The sequence below is a fragment of the Jannaschia maritima genome, assembly GCF_030973515.1.
Taxonomy (GTDB): domain Bacteria; phylum Pseudomonadota; class Alphaproteobacteria; order Rhodobacterales; family Rhodobacteraceae; genus Jannaschia; species Jannaschia maritima.
This window is the reverse complement of record NZ_JARGZA010000002.1, coordinates 59306-77522: the sequence shown is the minus strand read 5'-3', so window position 1 is coordinate 77522 and position 18217 is coordinate 59306. Positions and strand designations below refer to the sequence as shown.

Here is an 18217-nt window from a genome sequence, read left to right as displayed (position 1 = left end):
CGACCCGGAGCGATCCAGATGCGCCACGACGTCTTCGACCAGCCCGTCAGCCTTCCCGACGCCGCCGCGGCCGGCCATTGGAACGCGATGTGCCTGGCCTTCCTGGCCCACGGCGCGACGACGCCGAAGCATCTGGGACGCGTGCTGGACGCGGCCCCGGACCATGCGGGTGCCCATGCGGTGAAGGGCCTGTTCTATGCCCTGCTCGGGCGGCGCGAGTTGATGGCCGAGGCCCGGACCGCCCATCACCGCGCCCGTGCCCTGGGGGAGGCGGCGAACGGTCGCGAACGGGCCATCACGGCGGCGCTGGGTCACGTCCTGGCCGGCGAGATCGCCGCCGGCGTCGCGTCGTTGGAGGGCGTCCTGCGCCACGCGCCGGGCGATACGCTCGTGATGAAGCTCGGCCATGCGCTGCGCTTCGTGATCGGCGACGGCGCGGGCATGCGACGGTCGGTGGAACGGGTGATGCCCGCCCACGGAGCGGACCATGCCGGGCGCGGCTATCTGCTGGGGTGCCATGCCTTCGCCCTGGAGGAGACGGGCGACTACGCGGCCGCCCGATTGGCGGGCCGCGCCGCCCTGACCCTGGCGCCCGACGACGCTTGGGGCCTGCACGCGATCACCCATGTCCACGACATGACCGGCGACGCCGCGGGCGGGCTGGCTTGGCTGGAGGGGCGGGAGGACGCGTGGGCCCATTGCAACAACTTCCGCTTCCACGTCTGGTGGCACAAGGCCCTGATGCTGCTGGACCTGGGTCGTCTGGCGGAAGCGCTCGACCTTTACGACACGGCGGTTCGCGCGGAACGGACGGACGATTACCGCGACATCTCGAATGCGGCGTCGTTGCTGTCCCGCCTGCAGGGAGAAGGGGTCGATGTCGGCGACCGGTGGCGCGAGCTCGCCGACCTGTCGGAGGCGCGGACGGAAGACGGCTGCCTGATCTTCGCGGACCTCCACTACCTGTTGGCCCTGACGAACGACGGACGCGATGCCGCCGTGACCCACATGTTGGGCCGTTTGCACCGGGACGCGATGCGGTCGAGCAACCAGACGGAACGCCTGATGGCCGATCCCGGACTGTCCGCGGCCTCGGGCCTGGCCGCGTTCGGCGAAGGCGAATACGGCCGTGCCTTCGATCATCTGTCTGCCGCGCGTCCGCACATGCAGGGCGCGGGCGGCAGCCATGCGCAACGCGACGTGTTCGAGCGGCTGACCATCGATGCGGGGCTGCGCGCCGGACGACTGGATGCGGCGGCGGCCCTGCTGGGGGATCGGACCCGGCGGCGGGGTGGTCACGAGGACGGGTATGCCGCGGCGCGGCAGCGGATGATCGCGCAGGCGCGGCAAGCGTCTTGCGTTCTGGAGGTACGGGCCTAGAACCCCATGGGTTCGAGGGTCCGCCGCCAATGGTCTCCACCACGTCCCAGATGCCGGTGACCGCCACGGCGGCCGCGTCCCCCACGACCGCGACGGCGGGTGTGGCGTCCCGCGACCTGCGCCTGGACTTCTTCCGCGGCATCGCGATGTTCATCATCCTGCTGGCCCACACGCCGGGAAACGAATGGACGCGCTGGATCCCCGCGCGCTGGGGCTTCTCCGACGCGACGGAGATCTTCGTGTTCTGCTCGGGCATGGCATCGGCCATCGCCTTCGGGCGCAGCTTCGACCGGATGGGCTGGCTCATGGGGACCGCGCGCGTGGGCTTCCGCGTGTGGCAGATATACTGGGCGCATATCTGCCTGTTCCTGGCGATCCTGACGCTGGTGACCTTCTGGGACAGCACGGGCTGGCACCCGGACAAGTCCTATGTCGGCGGCCTGAACCTGTCGCGGGTGCTGTCGGACCCCGCCCCCCAGCTTCTGGGCCTGATGTCGCTGACCTACGTGCCGAACTACTTCGACATCCTGCCCATGTATATGGGCGTGCTCCTGATGATGCCGCTGGTGATCGTGCTGGGCCGCATCTCCGTGCCCCTTCTGGCGGCGACGTCTGTGACGGTCTGGCTGTTCGCGCAGGGCGCGCTGCTCGAATGGCTGGGCGTGCCGCACCTGCACCTGTCCCTGCCGGCGGAGCCCTGGTCCGACCGCCAGTGGTTCTTCAACCCCTTTGGCTGGCAGTTGATCTTCTTCACCGGCTTCGCCTTCATGAAGGGCTGGATTCCCGCACCGCCCGCGCGGGGCTGGCTGATCGGACTGGCCGCGGCGGTCGTGATCCTGTCCTTCCTCGGATCCAACATGGGGTTCCGGCTGTTCCAGAACGAATGGCTGCGTGATGCCTACATTGCCGCGACCGGTTGCACCGAGACCGGATGGGGCCGCTGCAACCCAGTCCTGGACTTCCGGGAAGCGAATCGCGGCTGGTTCGACAAATCCGACTTCGGCATCCTGCACTACGTCCATTTCCTTGCGCTGGCCTATCTGTGCTGGCTGGCTGCGGGCGACGGCGGGCGGCGGTTGGTCGCCGCCGGACACGGCATGGTCGCAAGCGGCTGGAATGGTCTGGTGCCCATCGTCCTTAAGGTCGGACAGCAATCGCTGGCCGTGTTCATCTTCTCGATGTTCCTGGCGCGCGTGAACGGATGGATCCTCGACGTGATCGGACGCAACGGCTTCACCTGGGCCCTGGTGAACCTGACTGGCTTCGGCCTTCTGGTGGCCTGCGCCTACGTCGCGGGCTGGTTCAAGTCCCAGCCCTGGCGCGCGAGGCGTCCGTGAACCGCCGGCGGTTCCTCCTCGCGACCACGGCCGTGGCGCTAACCGGCGCCGCACCCGGTCGTGCCGCGATGCCGCGCTTCCTGTCGTCGGAACCGTTCGGTCCGGACACGGTCCGCGACCTGGCCGCGATGTCGGCGGCGCGGCCGTTCCAGGACCGCCCGACGGTGCCGCAGGCATGGCGGGACCTCACCTATGACCAATACCGCAAGATCTGGTTCAACACGAACAAGGCGGTGTGGCAGGGCACGGACCTGCCCTTCCGGATGGACCTGTTCCATCCGGGCCTCTACTTCCCCCGCGCGGTGGAGGTGGACGTGGTGCGTGACGGCACCGCCCACAGGCTCGCCTTCGACTACGACCTGTTCGACAAGACGGACCGCGCGCCCGATCTGCCAATCGACGAGACCATGGGCTATTCCGGCCTTCGCCTGCGCACGGAGATGGGCGAGGCGGGCATCTTCCGCGAGTTCGCGGTCTTCCAGGGCGCCAGCTACTTCCGGGCGATCGGACGGGGCCTGACCTATGGGTTGTCGGCACGCGGTCTTGCATTGCGCACGGGCGACCCGGAGGGGGAGGAATTTCCCGACTTCGTCCGGTTCTGGGTGGAGGAGCCGCGGCCCGGCGACGCGACCGTGACGATGCACGCGCTGCTCGACGGGCCGTCCGTCGCGGGGGCGTTCCGCTTCGTGATCGGTTCGGGCGACGCCTGCGTCATGGACGTCGACGCGACCTTGTTCCCGCGTGTCGACCTCGACCATGTGGGCATCGCGCCGTTGACGTCCATGTTCCTCTACGATCAGACGAACCGCTGGCGGTTCCGGGACTTCCGCCCCGCCATACACGACAGCGACGGCCTCGCCATCTGGAACGGCGCGGGCGAGGCGTTGTGGCGTCCCCTGGCGAACCCCGTGACCCTTCAGGTCAGCAGCTTCGTGGACCGCGACCCCCGCGGCTTCGGCCTGATGCAGCGCGCCGACCGGCTGTCCGACTTCGCCGACCTGGAGGCGCTGTACCACGAACGCCCGTCGCTGTGGATAGAACCACGCGGAGACTGGGGCGACGGCGTCGTGCGCCTGGTCGAGATCCCGTCCGACCAGGAAATCTACGACAACGTCGTCGCCTATTGGCGTCCACGCGACCCGCTGGCGGCGGGGACGGAGCATCGGTTCTCCTATCGGATGACGTGGTTCGACGGGGGCCGGGCGGCCATGCCGCGCCCATCAGCCGTTTCGGCCGTTCTGGACACGCATATCGGGGACAACTTCGCGCGCGATGCCCTGGTCGCCGCCGTGGACTTCGCGGCTCATCCCGATCTGTCCGGCGATCTGGAGGACGTGACGATCTTCGTCGCGGGCAATCGCGGGGTGCCCACGTCGGGCGGCATCCTGCAACCGAACCCGGAGACTGGCGGCGCCCGTTTGACTTTCACCTTCGACCCGGAGGACCGCGACGGCGTCGAGTTGCGGGCGCAGTTGCTTCGGAACGGACGAACGCTGACCGAAGTGTGGCTGTATCGATGGACGCGGACGTGACCGTCGCCGGCGCGATGCCGCCGGAGGCGCCGCTGTCCCATCCGAGGCAGGATCTGCGCCGCGCCTTCGCCGATCGCGCGGCCCCCGGCGGTGGCGTGGACGCGGATGCGGCGCTTTGGCGGGCCTGGACGTTCACCCCCGCCGCCCTCGGCACCGGGCTGCTCCTGTGGGGATTCCTGTCGTGGTTCGCCACCGACGGGACGACCTGGGCCGAAGCCGCGCTGGCCGTGCTGATCGGTTTGGGGTTCTTCTGGATCGCGCTGACCTTCGTCACCGTCCTCGGCGGTGCGCTGTCCATGCAGCGCCGCACCATGGGGACGGAGGGGACCGTGCGCGGCCTCGACGTCGCCCTGCTGATCCCCGTCCACGAGGAAGCGCCCGCCGATGTCTTCGGCAATGCCGGCGCGATGTTGGAAGCCCTGGGGCGGCTGCCGCAACCCCATCGTTATACGCTCTATGTCCTGTCGGACACCCGCCGTGCGGACCTCGCCGTGCAGGAGAGGGCGGCGTTCGAAGCGCTTCGCACGCGCCTGCCGGACGCCCGGATCCATTATCGCAGACGTGCGGTGAACACCGACCGCAAGGTCGGTAACCTGTCGGACTGGGTCGCGCGCTGGGGTGGGGCGCACGACGCGATGCTCGTGCTGGACGCGGACAGCCTGATGGCGGCGCGCGCGGTGCGGGACTTGGCCGATGCCCTGTCGCGCGACCCGTCGGCGGGGTTGATCCAATCGTTCCCGCAACTGATCGGCGCCCGTACCTTGTTCGCCCGCGCGCAGCAGTTCAGCAACGCGATCTATGGTGCGGCCCTCGCGGAGGGATTGGCCCGCTGGACGGGGCGCGAGGGAAATTACTGGGGGCACAACGCCATCATCCGCACGCGGGCCTTCGCGACGAGCGCGGGCCTGCCGCACCTGCGCGGCGGCGGGCTGATCCTGTCCCACGACTTCGTGGAGGCGGGCCTCCTGCGGCGGGCCGGCTGGACCGTTCGCTTCCTGCCCCGCATCCGGGGCTCGTTCGAGGAAACGCCGCCGACGCTGATCGACCACTGCATCCGCGATCGCCGCTGGTGCCGCGGCAACCTTCAGCACCTGGGCCTTCTGGGCACGCGGGGCTTCCACGCCCTGTCGCGGTTCCACCTGTTCCACGGCGCGGTCGGCTACCTGCTGTCGCCGCTCTGGTTCGCGCTGCTCGTCCTGTGGACGCTGATCGGGGTCGACGCGGAGCGGTCGGTCATCAACTACTTCTCGCCCGACAACCCCCTGACCCCCAACTGGCCCGAGATGTCGCCGGTCGATCACGTGTGGCTGATGGCCGCCCTCTACGGCCTGCTCTTGGCGCCCAAGCTGATCGGCGCGGCCGCCCTGGTGGCGGCGGGGACGCCGGTGGCGCATCTGGGCGGATGGGGCCGGTTCGCCCGCTCGCTGTCCCTGGAGGTCGTGATCTCGGTCGCCTATGCGCCCATCCTGATGGTGCAGCAGACCATCGCCGTCCTGGCGACCGTCACGGGGCGGCGGCAGGACTGGACGCCGCAGGCCCGCGAGGGCGGTCGGCGGCCCCTGTGGGTCCTCCTGCGCTTCCATGCGCCCGAGACCGTGCTGGGCGTCCTTCTGTTCGGCGGCATGGCGGCGGGCTACGTGTCGCCCTGGCTGCTGCCCATCGCCGGAAGCCTGGCGATGGCGGTGCCGCTCTCGGCCCTGTCCGGTCAGGTCATGTCCGTGCTGCCCACCCCACAGGAGGTCCGCGTCCCCCTGGTCGCCAGCCGAGCCGCGCGGTGGCGGGCCGAGATGCGCGAGGCACTGGTACCGGGGCCGGCCAAGTGAATCCGTCCGACGCCGGGCAGACGCGCAGCAGACGCATAGCAGACACGTGCCGCCGGCCGGGTCGCGCCGCCGTCGCACGCCAGTCGCCCCCCCATCACACGCCCATCCGCCGCGCCCTCCGCGACCCGCTGCGCCTGCCCGTAAGGTCGTTTCCGACGCCGGATCGTCGGCCATGCACGGGGCTTGCACGCAACGCCGCTCGACGACACACTCATCCCCGACGGCACCCGCCTTCGGCACGCCCCACGAGATATTTTCGCCGCACCGCAGCGAGACCGCCGGCGGGACCGTCAGTCCGGGACCACCATCTCGAACCAGTCCAGCGCCATGTCGGCCCAGCCGGGCGGGATCCCATGGCCGCCGTCGTGAAGCGCGAATTCCAGCGCCGCGCCATCGCCGCAATCCCAGCGCCGGCGCTGATAGGTGTCGTCCCGAGCATAGCCGGACGGGTCGGGCCAGGCGCAGCCATTGGCTGCACGCCAGATAGCCAACCCCTCGAAGATGTCGCCCTGCAACCATTCGCCGTCCCGCAAGGGGCGTCCTTCGAGCGGCACCGTCGAATCGCGGAACCCGTGGGTGTGGAGCAGCTTGACCGGTCCCGCGCAGGAGGCCGGGTGGGGGCGCCAGAAGCCGCCCGCGACGGGGGCATAGGCGGGGAAGGCGCTCGGATCCGCGCAGGCGAGGTAGCTCACCATGAAGCCCCCCGCCGAGAAGCCGGCAAGCATCACCCGGCCCGGATCGACCCCGTGCCGGTCGGCGGCATCCGTCACGACCTGATCGAAGAACGCCCCCTCGTCGCGCGCGGCGGGGCGCTGGTCGGGGGGAAGGAACGCCCAGCTTCGGGGACCGCCCTCCGTCCGGGGCAGGCCATCGGGGGCGAGGACGGCATAGCCGCGGTCGGTGATCGCGCGCACGGTCCCGGACATTCCCAGCGTGCCGTTGCCCGAACCGCCGAAGCCGTGGAGGAACAGGATCGCGGAACGTCCGCCGGCCGGCGCGGCCCCATCCGGCACGGCGACGCGATAGGTGCCCAGATCCACGGCGCACGGATCCTCGCCCCGCGCGCAAGCGGATGCGGCGGTCGCGGAGAGCAGCAGGGAGACCAGTGCCGCGCGGATCACGGGCGCACCACGGGAAGGCCGCGCGCGACCCAGCCCGGTCCCGCCGCCGAGCCCAGCATGCCCTCGGGGACGTCGACGATCGCCGTGAACCCGGCCTCCGCCAGCCGCGCGCTCATGCGGTCCGACCGCACGCCCCGCGCGCAGATCAGGGCCACTGGCGCCGTCCGGTCGCCGCCCGTCAGGTCCAGCAGCGCTTCGGCGAAATCGTCGCGCCGCATGTCGATGCCGTGCCCGCCCTCCGGGATGCCGGTGCGGGCCCATTCGTCGGGGCGACGGATGTCGATCAGCGTGATCGTCCCAACCCGCGCGGCGTCCATCGCCTCCCGCGGCGTCATCGCACCGCCGTCGAACCGGTCGCGCGACCACGCGGCCCAGCCGGCCCCGCCCGCGAGGATCGCGGCGGCACCAGCGGTCAGAATCGCCCGGCGGGACGGATCGGGCAGGGGCATGGCGTCGTATCCTCCGGTGCACCCGCTGAGCGTAAGCCGCCGGGCGGGGCGGGCCAACTCAATTCCGGGTGAGGGTTCGGGTCCCCCGGCCCGCCACCGTCGCAGGCGTCACGATCGACCTTAGCGGGATCTTCACCTTTATGACCCAGCTACGTTTGGCGAACGTGGGGCGTGTGACATTTGCCGAACGATCTGAATTCATTCCGATCTCCCCTACCCGGTGGATGTGGCGGGACGTCCCGGTCCCGGCACGTCCGGCAGGACGAAGTGGTCGCTTGCGGCCCGGAGGTCGGGGAGCTTCGCGCGCTCCTGGGGTCGTGCGTGTCGATCTGCCTGTTCGATCGGGGCGCGCGGGTGGGCGGCATGACGCATACCGTACATGCCGATCTGACGCGGTTGGGGGCCGCCGTGCCGCTGAACGACTACGAGCGACTGTTCAACGCGCTGATGAAGCTGGGCGCCCAGCGAACGGGCCTGCGCGCGCACGTGGTCGGCGGGGCGCATGTGATCGCCGGACGGCGGAAGGTGGGGCACGATCTGGCGGACTATGTCCTGGCCGTCCTGCAGCGGGAGGGGATCCCGCTGGACACGACGGATGTCGGCGGCTTCACCGCCCGCCGTTGCCGGTTCGCGCCCGCGACCGGGACGTTGACGGTCGTTCCGGTCCGGTCCCTGCCCGACGAGGCGGACCGGCGTCCGACCCGGCCCATCATTCGCGGGGTGGAGCTGTTCTAACCCCGGCGCCTTGCGCGCCGCCCTTCGCTGGTCCTTAGTCCGGCTGGCCAGTACGCGAAGGGGAGGGCGCGCATGTTCGGAGCGATCGAGGGGACGGGGTTCGACGCCTTCGCGCCGGAGTTCGAGGGGCTGCTGATCGGACATGCCCGGGTCGAACGCCTGTGGACGGGCGCGCGCTGGTCGGAAGGCCCCGCCTGGTTCGCTGCGGGCCGATACCTGATCTGGTCCGACATTCCCAACGACCGGATGCTGCGCTGGGACGAGACGGACGGATCCGTCAGCACGTTCCGGCATCCGTCGCGGAACTCGAACGGGAACACGGTCGACCGGCAGGGGCGGCTGGTCACCTGCGAGCATCAGGCCCGCCGCGTCACCCGCACGGAGCACGACGGGTCCCTCACGGTCATCGCGGACCGCTACGACGGCAAGCGGCTGAACAGCCCCAACGACGTGGTGGTGAAGTCCGACGGGTCCATCTGGTTCACCGACCCGACCTATGGGATCCTGTTCGACTACGAAGGGGACCGGGCCGAACCCGAGCAGGACGCCTGCCGCGTGTACCGCGTCGATCCTGCCACGGGCGAGGTCACGGTGGCGGCCGACGATTACCTGAAGCCCAACGGGCTGGCCTTCTCGCCCGACGAGACGATCCTGTACATCGCCGATACGGGCGCCACGCACGAACCCGACGGCCCGCGCCACATCCGCCGTCATCGCGTGGGCGAAGACGGTCGCCTTTCGGGGGGCGAGGTGTTCGCCGAATGCAGCGCGGGGCTGTTCGACGGGTTCCGCTGCGATCGCGACGGTCGCATCTGGTCGTCGGCGCAGGACGGGGTGCATTGCCTGAACGGGGACGGCGAGCTGATCGGACGGATCCGCATCCCGGAGATCGTGGCCAACGTATGCTTCGGCGGGCCCAAGCTGAACCGCCTGTTCGTATGCGGGACGACGTCGCTGTACTCGGCGTTCCTGAACGTGAACGGCGCGGACCCTCTGGCGTGACGGACTATGTCGCCCCGACCCTGCGGCTGACGCATCGCGGCGCGATGGCGATGCTGGAGGCCGCGGTCGAGGCTGCGGACGCGATGGGTGTGCCGCAATGCGTGGTGGTGGTCGATGCCTCCGCCGTCGTGGTGGGGCAGGTGCGGATGGACGGGGCCAAGGTGCTTTCGATGGACAGCGCGCTGGCGAAGGCGCGTACCGCAGCGAGCATCGGCGCGCCGTCGGCGGAGGTGCCCGAGGCGGTCCGCCCCGCGATCGCCGCGGCGACCAGCGGCGCGGTGACGGGTCTGGCGGGGGGGTTGCCGATCCGGGTGGACGGCGTCCTGCTTGGCGGGATCGGCGTCGGATCGGGCGCGCCAGACGAGGACGTCGCCGTCGCCCGCGCGGCCCTGGCCGCCCTGGGGTAGCGGGCCGGCGGCGGAGCGACTAGATCGCGCGCCATGACCCGCCTCGCCCTTCAAGATCACGCCCGCCTGTCGGTGGCCCCGATGATGGACTGGACCGACCGTCACTGCCGAGCCTTCCATCGCGTGCTGTCGCGACAGGTGTTGCTGTACACCGAAATGGTGACGTCGGCGGCTTTGGTGCGGGGCGGCGCGAAGCATCTGTTGGGCTTCGACGCGGCGGAACATCCCGTCGCGTTGCAGTTGGGGGGGTCCGATCCGGCGGAGTTGGCGGAGGCCACCGCGATGGGGGTGGCCCAAGGCTATGCGGAGGTGAACCTGAACGTCGGCTGCCCGTCGGATCGCGTGCAGTCGGGCTGTTTCGGGGCGGTGCTGATGAAGGATCCCGCGCTGGTCGCGCACTGCGTGGAGGCGATGATCGATGCCACGGACGGGGTTCCGGTCACGGTCAAGTGCCGCATAGGGGTGGACGACCAGGTCCCGGGCGACGTGCTGCCGGACTTTCTGCGCCGGATGGGGGATGCGGGCGTGCGACGGGCCATCGTGCATGCGCGGATGGCGTGGCTGCAAGGCCTGTCGCCCAAGGAGAACCGCGACGTGCCGCCGCTCGATCACGGGCTGGTCCATGCGATGAAGGACCGGTTCCCCGATATGCACCTGTCGGTCAACGGCGGGATCGCGAGTTTGGACGCGGCCCTGTCCCACCTGCGCGCGGTGGACGGCGTGATGATCGGGCGGGCCGCCTATCACGATCCCGCGGGCATCCTGCTGCGCGCGGATTCGGCGATCTGGGGCGTGGAGGATTCGTGCGGCGACCCGGTCGCCGCGGCTTTGGCGATGGTTCCGCATATCGAGGGGCATCTGGCCCGTGGCGGCAGGCTGGCGCACGTGACCCGCCACATGATGGGCCTGTTCGCCGGACGGCCCGGCGCGCGGCATTGGCGGCGGGTCCTGTCGGAGCGGGCCAACCGACCCGGCGCCGGCGTGGAGGTCTTGCGGGACGCATTGGACGGGGTGGTGTCGGCCGCGGCTTAGCCGCTTGCGCCGTCGCGCCGCCTTGCCCGTCCGCCGCGTCGGACGGCGGGTTCCGCGACGCGACCGGGCAGGTCCGCCATCACCGCCCTGCGCGCGGCGGGGGTCATGCGGGACCAAGCGCCGATCTCGTCCATCGACCGCCGGCACCCGATACAGAGCCGGGTGGCCGGGTGGATCTGGCATAGCTTCACGCAGGGGCTGTCGACCTCGTCCCGGGACCAGACGTCGTCGATCATGCCTCGGCCCGGATCACGCGCAGGCGGTCCAGGGCCCCCTGCAGGATGTAGCCCGCGGCGACGGCGTCGATCACCTGCGCCCGGCGGCGGCGGGAGGTGTCGGCTTCCAGGAGCGCGCGCTCGGCGGCGACGGTGGACAGGCGTTCGTCCCAATACCCGATCGGCAGGGGGATGCGGTGGGACAGGTTGCGGGCGAAGGCGTGCGTCGACTGGATGCGCGGGCCTTCGCTGCCGTCCATGTTCAGGGGCAGGCCCAGCACGAGGCCGACGATGTCCCGGTCGTCGATCAGCGCCCGAAGGACGTCGGCGTCCGCCGTGAACTTGCGCCGACGAACGGTGGTGATCGGCGTGCCCACGCCACGCAGCCCGTCCGAGACGGCAACTCCGATCGTTTTGGTCCCCAGGTCCAGCCCCATCAGCGGGCCGGTCGGGGGCAGGGCGGCCGCGAAGGCGTCGAAGGCCGGGTGGATCATTCTCCCGCACCCGCCACGCCCGCCTGTTCGGCGGCGCGGAACAAGGTGTCCAGAGCGGCGGGGCTGTCGGCGAAGACGCGCCGTGCTTCGTCGTAGATAGCCAGCGCGGCGTTCGCGTTGCCCAGCACGCCATAGGACGTGATAAGCCGCGCCCAGTCCGACGGCGGGCCCCCTTCGGTCGCCAGACGCGCCGACAGGCCGTCGACCATGCCCGCGATCATGTCCATCCGCTCCTCCAGTCCCAGGTCGGACATGGCGTCGATGTCCTCCGCCGTGGGGCCGCGGGGGCGGGGCAGCTCGTCGAGGGGGGTGACGTCGCCGGCGAGGAAGGACACGCGCTCGATCTGATCGTAGATGGCGGGCAGCCAGGGGGCGTCGGGCTCGCTGTCGCCGATCAGGCGCCGCCAGAGGGGCCAAGCCAGGTCGGGCCGTCCGCCCTGCGCGTACATCAGCCCGACATAGTAGCGGGCGAGCCCCTCGCCGGGGTCGCGTTCCAAGGCCGCGGCCAGGGCGCGTTCCGCTTCGGGCGAGACGTAGCCCCCCGCCGCCAGGATCATCCCTTCGGCTAGCGCGGCGAAGTCCGCCGCGGTCGCGCCGTCGCCCTTGAGCGCGACGACCCGGTCCTGCGCACGCCAAGCGGCCTCGTGCTGGCCCAGCGCGGCTTCGAACCGGGCAGCCAGCGTCCAGCCCTCCAGGTCGTCGGGCCGCACGGCCAGCACCTCGCGCAGGCGCTCCACCATGGCGAGGGTCTGGGGGTCGGCGTCGTCGGGGACGGGCAGGTCGGGCACCTCCGCCTGGGCCACGGCCTGGCCCGGGCGGGCGGCGCGGGCGGCCTCGATCGCGTCGATGCGAGTGGCCAGGGGCATGTCGGGATAGCCGGGCGCCCCGATGGTCCAGTACGTGGCGCCCGCGACTGCCGCGACGCAGAACGCGGTCAGCAGGCCCGCCAGCGTCCGATTGCCACGGGTCCGCGCCGCGCCTGCGGCCGCGTTGCGGTCCGCCGCCAGCAGTCGGCGGGCCACCTCGATGCGCGCGGCCTCCGCCTCCGCGTCGGGCAGGGTGCCGCGGTCGCGGTCGCGGTCCAGCTCGCGCAGCTGGTCGCGGTATACATCGACGTCGGGCGCGTGCCCCGCGGGCGGGGTGCGCACGGCCTGCCACAACAGCGCGATGCAAGCCGCCGTCAGCGACGCCGCCACGATCCAGAACGCCATGCCGCCCCTCCCCGATGTCCGGCGCCCTCCCTATCAGACCGGGCGGCGGCCCCAACCCCCCCTTGCGAGGACGTGACCGTGCGGGCATCTATGCCGCCGGAGCCGGTGTCGGGAACGACCGTCGGCGTGCCGCTGCGGGCGCAACCGCGGGGCGGCCCGCCATGCCAGACGCGGCTCGACACGTTGGGAGAAGGGGCGACATGCGACGCCATTCCGTTTTCGCCATCGCGCGGGAAGCGATGCGCGACCATACCGGCTGGCCCCGGGCCTGGGCGCGGGTGGAGCCGCGCGACCGCTACGACGTGGTGATCGTCGGCGCGGGCGGGCACGGGCTGGCGACGGCGTATTACTTGGGGAAGAACCACGGGATCACGGACGTGGCCGTGGTCGAGAAGGGCTGGCTGGGCGGCGGCAACACCGGGCGGAACACGACGATCATCCGCTCGAACTATCTGCAGGACCCTTCGGCGGCGATCTACGAGAAGGCGCGCTCACTCTACGAGACGTTGAGCCAGGACTTGAACTACAACGTGATGTTCAGCCCCCGCGGCGTCCTGATGCTGGCGCAGACCCATCACGAGGTGCGCGGCTATCAGCGCACGGCCCACGCCAACGGGCTGCAAGGCGTGCGGACCGAGTGGATCGGGCCCGGGCGCGTCAAGGAGCTGTGCCCGATCATGAACATCGAAGGCCCCCGCTATCCGGTGCTCGGGGGGCTCTGGCAGTCGCGGGGCGGCACGGCGCGGCACGACGCGGTGGCCTGGGGCTATGCCCGGGCGTGCAGCGACATGGGCATGCACATCCTGCAGAGCACCGAGGTCACCGGCATCGAGACCGGTCCGGGCGGCGTCCAGGCGGTGAACACGACCCGCGGGCGGATCGCCTGTGGCAAGCTGGGGCTGGTCGCGGCCGGCCATTCGTCCGTGCTTGCGGACATGGCCGGCTTCCGGCTGCCGTTGGAATCTGTCCCGCTACAGGCGCTGGTCAGCGAGCCGATCAAGCCGTGCATGGACATCGTGGTGATGGCCAACACCGTGCACGGCTACCTGTCGCAGTCCGACAAGGGCGAGATGGTGATCGGCGGCGGCACGGACGGATATGCGGGATACACGCAACGCGGCAGCTTCCACCACGTGGAGGAGACGGTCCGTGCCCTGGTCGAGACGTTCCCCATCCTGTCGCGGTTGAAGATGCTGCGCCAATGGGGCGGTATCGTGGACGTGACCGGCGACCGATCCCCTATCCTGTCGAAGACGCCGGTCGACGGCGTGTTCATCAACTGCGGCTGGGGCACGGGCGGGTTCAAGGCGATCCCGGGCTCCGGCTTCGGGTTTGCGGAACTGATGGCGACGGGCGCATCGCCACTGTGCGCGGCCTTCGGATTGGACCGGTTCCGGGAAGGGCGGTTCATCGACGAGTCCGTCGCTGCGGGGGTCGCGCATTGATGACGTGTTCACGCATTGCCCAGAATGCGGCTAGGCGGAACGGTGTCTCCGTGCTACCCGTTACAGCATTGAAACGCTCCCTGGATTTCTCGCGATGCGCAAAGGTCATTCCCGTCCCCAAGGCCTCAACTTCCTGCTCGGCGGGTTCAGCGTGGCGGTGGTGGTCGTCCTCTATCTCGTCCTTGCCGGTCCGCTGGACCTGTCGCTCTATGGCGCGCCCCAGGTGCGCATCGACGCGCCCGCCGTCACCGTCACGAAATCTGCGCTGGCCAACTGACGCCCGCATCCGCATGGCGGTGACGCCATGCTGAGCCTGCACTGTCCTCATTGCGACCTGACCGTCGAGGAAACGGAGCTTTCGCCCGGCGGCGAGGCGCATCTGACGCGCCACGGTCCGGGCAGCGACGACGATTCCTTCGAGGAGTACCTATTCCTGCGTCCGAACCTCAAGGGGCCGACGCTGGAACGGTGGCGCCACGCCTATGGCTGCGGAAAGTGGTTCATCGCCGCCCGCGACACCGCGACGATGCAGGTCTTCGGCACCTATCCCGCGCAGCGCGGCGATTGCCCGCCGGAGATACGCGATCGGATGGAGGGCGCGACATGACCACCCGTCGGTTGGAGCGGGGCGGCCGACTGCTGAACCGCGCGCGGCCGCTGGGGATGCGGTTCGACGCCTATTACGTCCGCGCGTTCGAGGGGGACACGCTGGCCTCCGCCATTCTCGCGAACGGGCACCGGCTGCTGGGACGCAGCTTCAAGTACCACCGGCCCCGGTCCGTCGTAGCTTCCGGGCCGGAGGAGCCGAACGCGCTGCTCGGCGTGGGGGAGGGCGGGCGCTTCACGCCGAACGTCCGCGCGACGACGGAACCTGCCCGCGATCGGCTGGTCTGCCGATCGCAGAACGCCTGGCCGTCGCTGGACACGGATGTGGGCATCGTCAACGATTGGATGGCCAAGGGGCTGCCGGCAGGGTTCTACTACAAGACGTTCCTATCGCCGCGGCCGTTCTGGAAGCACGTGTTCGAGCCGTTCATCCGCCGCGCCGCCGGTCTTGGCGAAGCGCCGAGCGAACCGGACGCCGACACCTACGAGACGACGTATGCGTTCTGCGACACCCTGGTCGTGGGTGGCGGGATCGCGGGTCTGGCCGCGGCGAAGGACGCGGCCGATCGGGGCGACCGCGTGATCCTGGTGGAACAGAACGCGCATTGGGGCGGCCGCGCCCCGGTCGATGGCGACGTAGTCGAAGGGCAAGCCGCCGAGGATTGGGTCAGGGATGCACTTCGAACCCTCGATGCATCGGAAAACGTCACCTGCATTCCGTCCTGTCAGGCGGCCGGGGTCTATGACCACGGCTATGTGCTGCTGAACGAGCGTCTGGATGGCGACGGCCCGCGCGAACGGCTGTGGCGGGTGCGGGCGGGGCGCGTGGTCGTGGCCACCGGCGCGCTGGAGCGCCCCCTGTCGTTCGCGGGCAACGACGTTCCCGGCGTGATGCTCGCCTCCGCCGTGCGGGACTATGTCGTGAACTGGGGCGTGTCGCCGGGCGAGCGTACGGTGATCGTCACGAACAACGACGACGCGTATCGGACCGCGCTGACCCTTCTGAATGCGGGCCTGGAGGTCCGCGCCATCCTGGACGCCCGCCCGAAGGCGGATGGCGCACTGTCCCGCCGGGTGGCCGAGCGGGGCGTGGACATCCAGATGGGACGAGGCGTGGCGAAGGTCCTGGGCGGCAAGACCGTGACCGGCGTCGCGACCTGTGCGCAGTCGGGCGAGGGCGAGGTGCTGCAGACGATCGAGTGCGATGCGGTCGCCATGTCGGGCGGCTGGTCCCCCGTCGTGCATTTGTGGTCGCATTGCGGCGGCAAGCTGCAATGGGACGCGGGCCGTGCGATGTTCGTCCCAGACGCGGACCGCCCGCCCCTCGGCGCCGACGGGACAGGGTTCGTCACGACCACGGGTGCCGCTTCCGGCGACCTGACGCTCGCGGGGTTGGCGGTCGACGTCGCGCAGCATGCGACGGCCCCGATCCTGCCTGTCTGGCAGATGCCCGAAGGCGCCCCCCATGCGCTGCGGGCCAAGTCGTTCCTGGACTTCCAGAACGACGTGAAGGTCAGCGACGTCCGCCTCGCCGCCCAGGAGGGGTTCGAAAGCGTCGAGCATGCGAAGCGGTACACCACGCTCGGCATGGCGACCGATCAGGGCAAGTTGTCGAACATCAATGGCCTGGCGATCCTGTCGGACGCGCTGGGCCAGCCGATCCCGCAGACCGGGACGACGACGTTCCGGCCGCCCTGGACCCCCGTCACCCTGGGCGCCCTTGCGGGCGAGGCGGCGGGCGAACTGTTCCAGCCGCTGCGCAGGACGCCGATGCACGAACGCCACGAACAGGCAGGCGCCTTCTGGGAACCGGTGGGACGGTGGCGTCGGCCGTATTGCTTCCCACAGGGCAAGGAATCTCACGCCGATGCCGTGGCGCGCGAGATCGCGGCCACGCGGAACGGGGTAGGCATGCTCGACGCCTCCACCTTGGGCAAGCTGCGTGTCAGCGGGCCGGACGCGGGACGTTTCGTGGACATGCTCTATACCAACATGATGTCGAATCTGGGCGTCGGGCGCTGTCGCTATGGCCTGATGTGCGACGAGAACGGGTTCCTGATCGACGATGGCGTGGTCGCGCGCCTGTCCGACGACGTCTGGCTGTGCCACACCACCACGGGCGGGGCCGAGCGCATCCATGGATGGATGGAGGATTGGCTTCAGACCGAGTGGTTCGACTGGCAGGTGCACGTCGTCGACCTGACGGAGCAGTTTGCGCAGATCGCCGTGGTCGGACCGAAGGCCCGCACGGTGCTGGAACGGCTGGGCGGCATGGACGTGTCGCGGGACACGTTGCCGTTCATGCGATGGAGCGCGGGCACGTTGGCGGGCATTCCGGTGCGGGTGTTCCGCATCAGCTTCTCCGGCGAGCTGTCCTACGAGATCGCGGTCCCCGCGAACCACGGTCTCGAGCTGTGGGACGCGATCGCCGCGGCAGGCGCGGACCTGGGGATCACCCCCTATGGCACGGAGGCGCTGCACGTCATGCGGGCCGAGAAGGGGTTCGTGATGATTGGGGACGAGACCGATGGAACGATCATCCCGCAGGATTTGGGCCTGGACTGGGCGATCAGCAAGAAGAAGGACGACTTCCTTGGCAAGCGCGGTCAGCAGCGCACGCACATGACCGATCCGGACCGCTGGAAGCTGGTCGGCCTGCGCACGTTGGACGGGTCCGTCCTGCCCGATGGTGCCTATGCTTTGGACGAGGGTAGGAACGAGAACGGTCAGCGCAAGGTCCAGGGGCGGGTGACGTCGACCTATCGTTCGCCCACGCTGGGGCATGGGATCGCGATGGGTCTGGTGCGCCGCGGGCCCGATCGGATGGGGCAGGTGCTGTTCTTCACCGGATCGCGCGGCAAGACGATCGACGCGGAGATCGTGTCCCCCGTCTTCTACGACCCGGATGGGGAGAAGCAGGATGCCTGACGCCCGTGTCGAGCGCGTGACGGGCATGGGGATGCTGACCCTGCGCGGCGCGATGGACGTGCTGGGCCCCGCCCTGGGCGAGGTCTGCGCGCTGGCCGCGCCCGACCAGCGGATGTCGGAGGCGCAGGGCGGCCTTCGCGCCAACTGGATGTCCCCCGACGAGATCATGGTCGTGTGCCCGGTCGAGCGGACGGCGGACCTGGCGCACCGTCTGGAGGAACGCCTGACCGGCGCGTTCGCGACCGTGGTGGACGTATCCGATGCCCGTGCCGCGTTCGACGTGACCGGCTTGGACGCGGCGGGCGTGCTGACCAAGCTGATGCCGGTCGATTTCGCCCGGATGCAGCCCGCGGAGGTGCGGCGCACGCGCATGGCGCAGATCCCCGCCACGTGCTGGTGCGAGGGTCGTGGCTGGCGCGTCGTGTGCTTCCGATCGGTCGCTGCTTACGCCGATGCGTTGCTGCGCAACGCCGCCGCCTCCGCCGTGGCGGGGACATGAC

18 protein-coding genes are annotated in these 18217 nt (G+C 70.3%); 13 read left to right on the top strand and 5 right to left on the bottom strand.

All coding sequences use genetic code 11. From position 1 onward, the window contains the following. The first annotated feature begins 18 nt into the window (after positions 1–18). From P0084_RS02015 to mdoH, 4 genes are read left to right on the top strand one after another with little or no spacing between them, the layout of a single operon-like run. Positions 19–1380, top strand: a complete 1362-nt coding sequence (locus tag P0084_RS02015) for a tetratricopeptide repeat protein (protein ID WP_308915128.1) — start codon at positions 19–21, stop codon at positions 1378–1380. Positions 1381–1430: 50 nt separating this feature from the next. Then, positions 1431–2717: an OpgC family protein gene (locus tag P0084_RS02010; RefSeq protein WP_308915127.1), complete on the top strand. Its 1287-nt coding sequence runs from the start codon at positions 1431–1433 to the stop codon at positions 2715–2717. Next, the gene (locus P0084_RS02005) at positions 2714–4249 is read left to right on the top strand and encodes an OpgD/OpgG family glucan biosynthesis protein (RefSeq protein WP_308915126.1); all 1536 of its coding nucleotides are present in this window, start codon (positions 2714–2716) and stop codon (positions 4247–4249) included. The genes P0084_RS02010 and P0084_RS02005 overlap by 4 nt, the downstream gene beginning before the upstream one ends. After that, entirely contained in the window at positions 4246–6072 is a 1827-nt protein-coding gene (mdoH, locus tag P0084_RS02000; protein WP_308915125.1) for a glucans biosynthesis glucosyltransferase MdoH, read from the top strand. The genes P0084_RS02005 and mdoH overlap by 4 nt, the downstream gene beginning before the upstream one ends. A gap of 290 nt (positions 6073–6362) precedes the next feature. Here the strand turns inward: mdoH and P0084_RS01995 are convergent, their stop codons facing one another. Next, positions 6363–7193: a CE1 family esterase gene (locus P0084_RS01995; RefSeq protein ID WP_308915124.1), complete on the bottom strand. Its 831-nt coding sequence runs from the start codon at positions 7191–7193 to the stop codon at positions 6363–6365. Next, positions 7190–7642, bottom strand: coding sequence for a rhodanese-like domain-containing protein (locus tag P0084_RS01990; RefSeq protein WP_308915123.1), 453 nt, complete (start codon positions 7640–7642; stop codon positions 7190–7192). The genes P0084_RS01995 and P0084_RS01990 overlap by 4 nt, the downstream gene beginning before the upstream one ends. A 363-nt stretch (positions 7643–8005) precedes the next feature. On the opposite strand from P0084_RS01990, the gene P0084_RS01985 reads away from it, so the two are divergent. The 4 genes from P0084_RS01985 to dusA all read left to right on the top strand — a co-directional run bounded on the left by P0084_RS01985 (position 8006) and on the right by dusA (position 10818). Beyond that, the gene (locus tag P0084_RS01985) at positions 8006–8377 is read left to right on the top strand and encodes a hypothetical protein (protein ID WP_308915122.1); all 372 of its coding nucleotides are present in this window, start codon (positions 8006–8008) and stop codon (positions 8375–8377) included. 72 nt (positions 8378–8449) lie between these two features. Then, positions 8450–9379, top strand: a complete 930-nt coding sequence (locus P0084_RS01980; protein ID WP_308915121.1) for an SMP-30/gluconolactonase/LRE family protein — start codon at positions 8450–8452, stop codon at positions 9377–9379. Continuing rightward, entirely contained in the window at positions 9376–9786 is a 411-nt protein-coding gene (locus P0084_RS01975; RefSeq protein ID WP_308915120.1) for a GlcG/HbpS family heme-binding protein, read from the top strand. Before P0084_RS01980 ends, P0084_RS01975 begins: the two co-directional genes overlap by 4 nt. 33 nt (positions 9787–9819) lie before the next feature. Then, positions 9820–10818 (top strand): tRNA dihydrouridine(20/20a) synthase DusA, encoded by a 999-nt coding sequence (dusA, locus tag P0084_RS01970; protein ID WP_308915119.1) that lies wholly within the window; start codon positions 9820–9822, stop codon positions 10816–10818. Here dusA and P0084_RS01965 read toward each other — a convergent pair. From P0084_RS01965 to ccmI, 3 genes are read right to left on the bottom strand one after another with little or no spacing between them, the layout of a single operon-like run. Then, on the bottom strand, positions 10815–11054 hold the full coding sequence (locus P0084_RS01965) for a DUF1289 domain-containing protein (protein WP_308915118.1): 240 nt from the start codon (positions 11052–11054) through the stop codon (positions 10815–10817). The genes dusA and P0084_RS01965 overlap by 4 nt on opposite strands. Further along, on the bottom strand, positions 11051–11527 hold the full coding sequence (gene ruvX, locus P0084_RS01960; protein ID WP_308915117.1) for a Holliday junction resolvase RuvX: 477 nt from the start codon (positions 11525–11527) through the stop codon (positions 11051–11053). The genes P0084_RS01965 and ruvX overlap by 4 nt, the downstream gene beginning before the upstream one ends. Further along, entirely contained in the window at positions 11524–12738 is a 1215-nt protein-coding gene (gene ccmI, locus P0084_RS01955; protein ID WP_308915116.1) for a c-type cytochrome biogenesis protein CcmI, read from the bottom strand. Before ccmI ends, ruvX begins: the two co-directional genes overlap by 4 nt. A 200-nt stretch (positions 12739–12938) precedes the next feature. On the opposite strand from ccmI, the gene P0084_RS01950 reads away from it, so the two are divergent. The 5 genes from P0084_RS01950 to P0084_RS01930 all read left to right on the top strand — a co-directional run bounded on the left by P0084_RS01950 (position 12939) and on the right by P0084_RS01930 (position 18216). Further along, positions 12939–14183, top strand: a complete 1245-nt coding sequence (locus P0084_RS01950; RefSeq protein WP_308915115.1) for a sarcosine oxidase subunit beta family protein — start codon at positions 12939–12941, stop codon at positions 14181–14183. Positions 14184–14277: 94 nt separating this feature from the next. Further along, positions 14278–14460 (top strand): hypothetical protein, encoded by a 183-nt coding sequence (locus tag P0084_RS01945; protein ID WP_308915114.1) that lies wholly within the window; start codon positions 14278–14280, stop codon positions 14458–14460. Positions 14461–14487: 27 nt separating this feature from the next. Next, entirely contained in the window at positions 14488–14790 is a 303-nt protein-coding gene (locus tag P0084_RS01940; protein ID WP_308915113.1) for a sarcosine oxidase subunit delta, read from the top strand. Continuing rightward, positions 14787–17717 (top strand): sarcosine oxidase subunit alpha family protein, encoded by a 2931-nt coding sequence (locus P0084_RS01935; RefSeq protein ID WP_308915112.1) that lies wholly within the window; start codon positions 14787–14789, stop codon positions 17715–17717. Before P0084_RS01940 ends, P0084_RS01935 begins: the two co-directional genes overlap by 4 nt. Then, positions 17710–18216 (top strand): sarcosine oxidase subunit gamma, encoded by a 507-nt coding sequence (locus P0084_RS01930; protein WP_308915111.1) that lies wholly within the window; start codon positions 17710–17712, stop codon positions 18214–18216. The genes P0084_RS01935 and P0084_RS01930 overlap by 8 nt, the downstream gene beginning before the upstream one ends. Position 18217 lies beyond the last annotated feature (1 nt).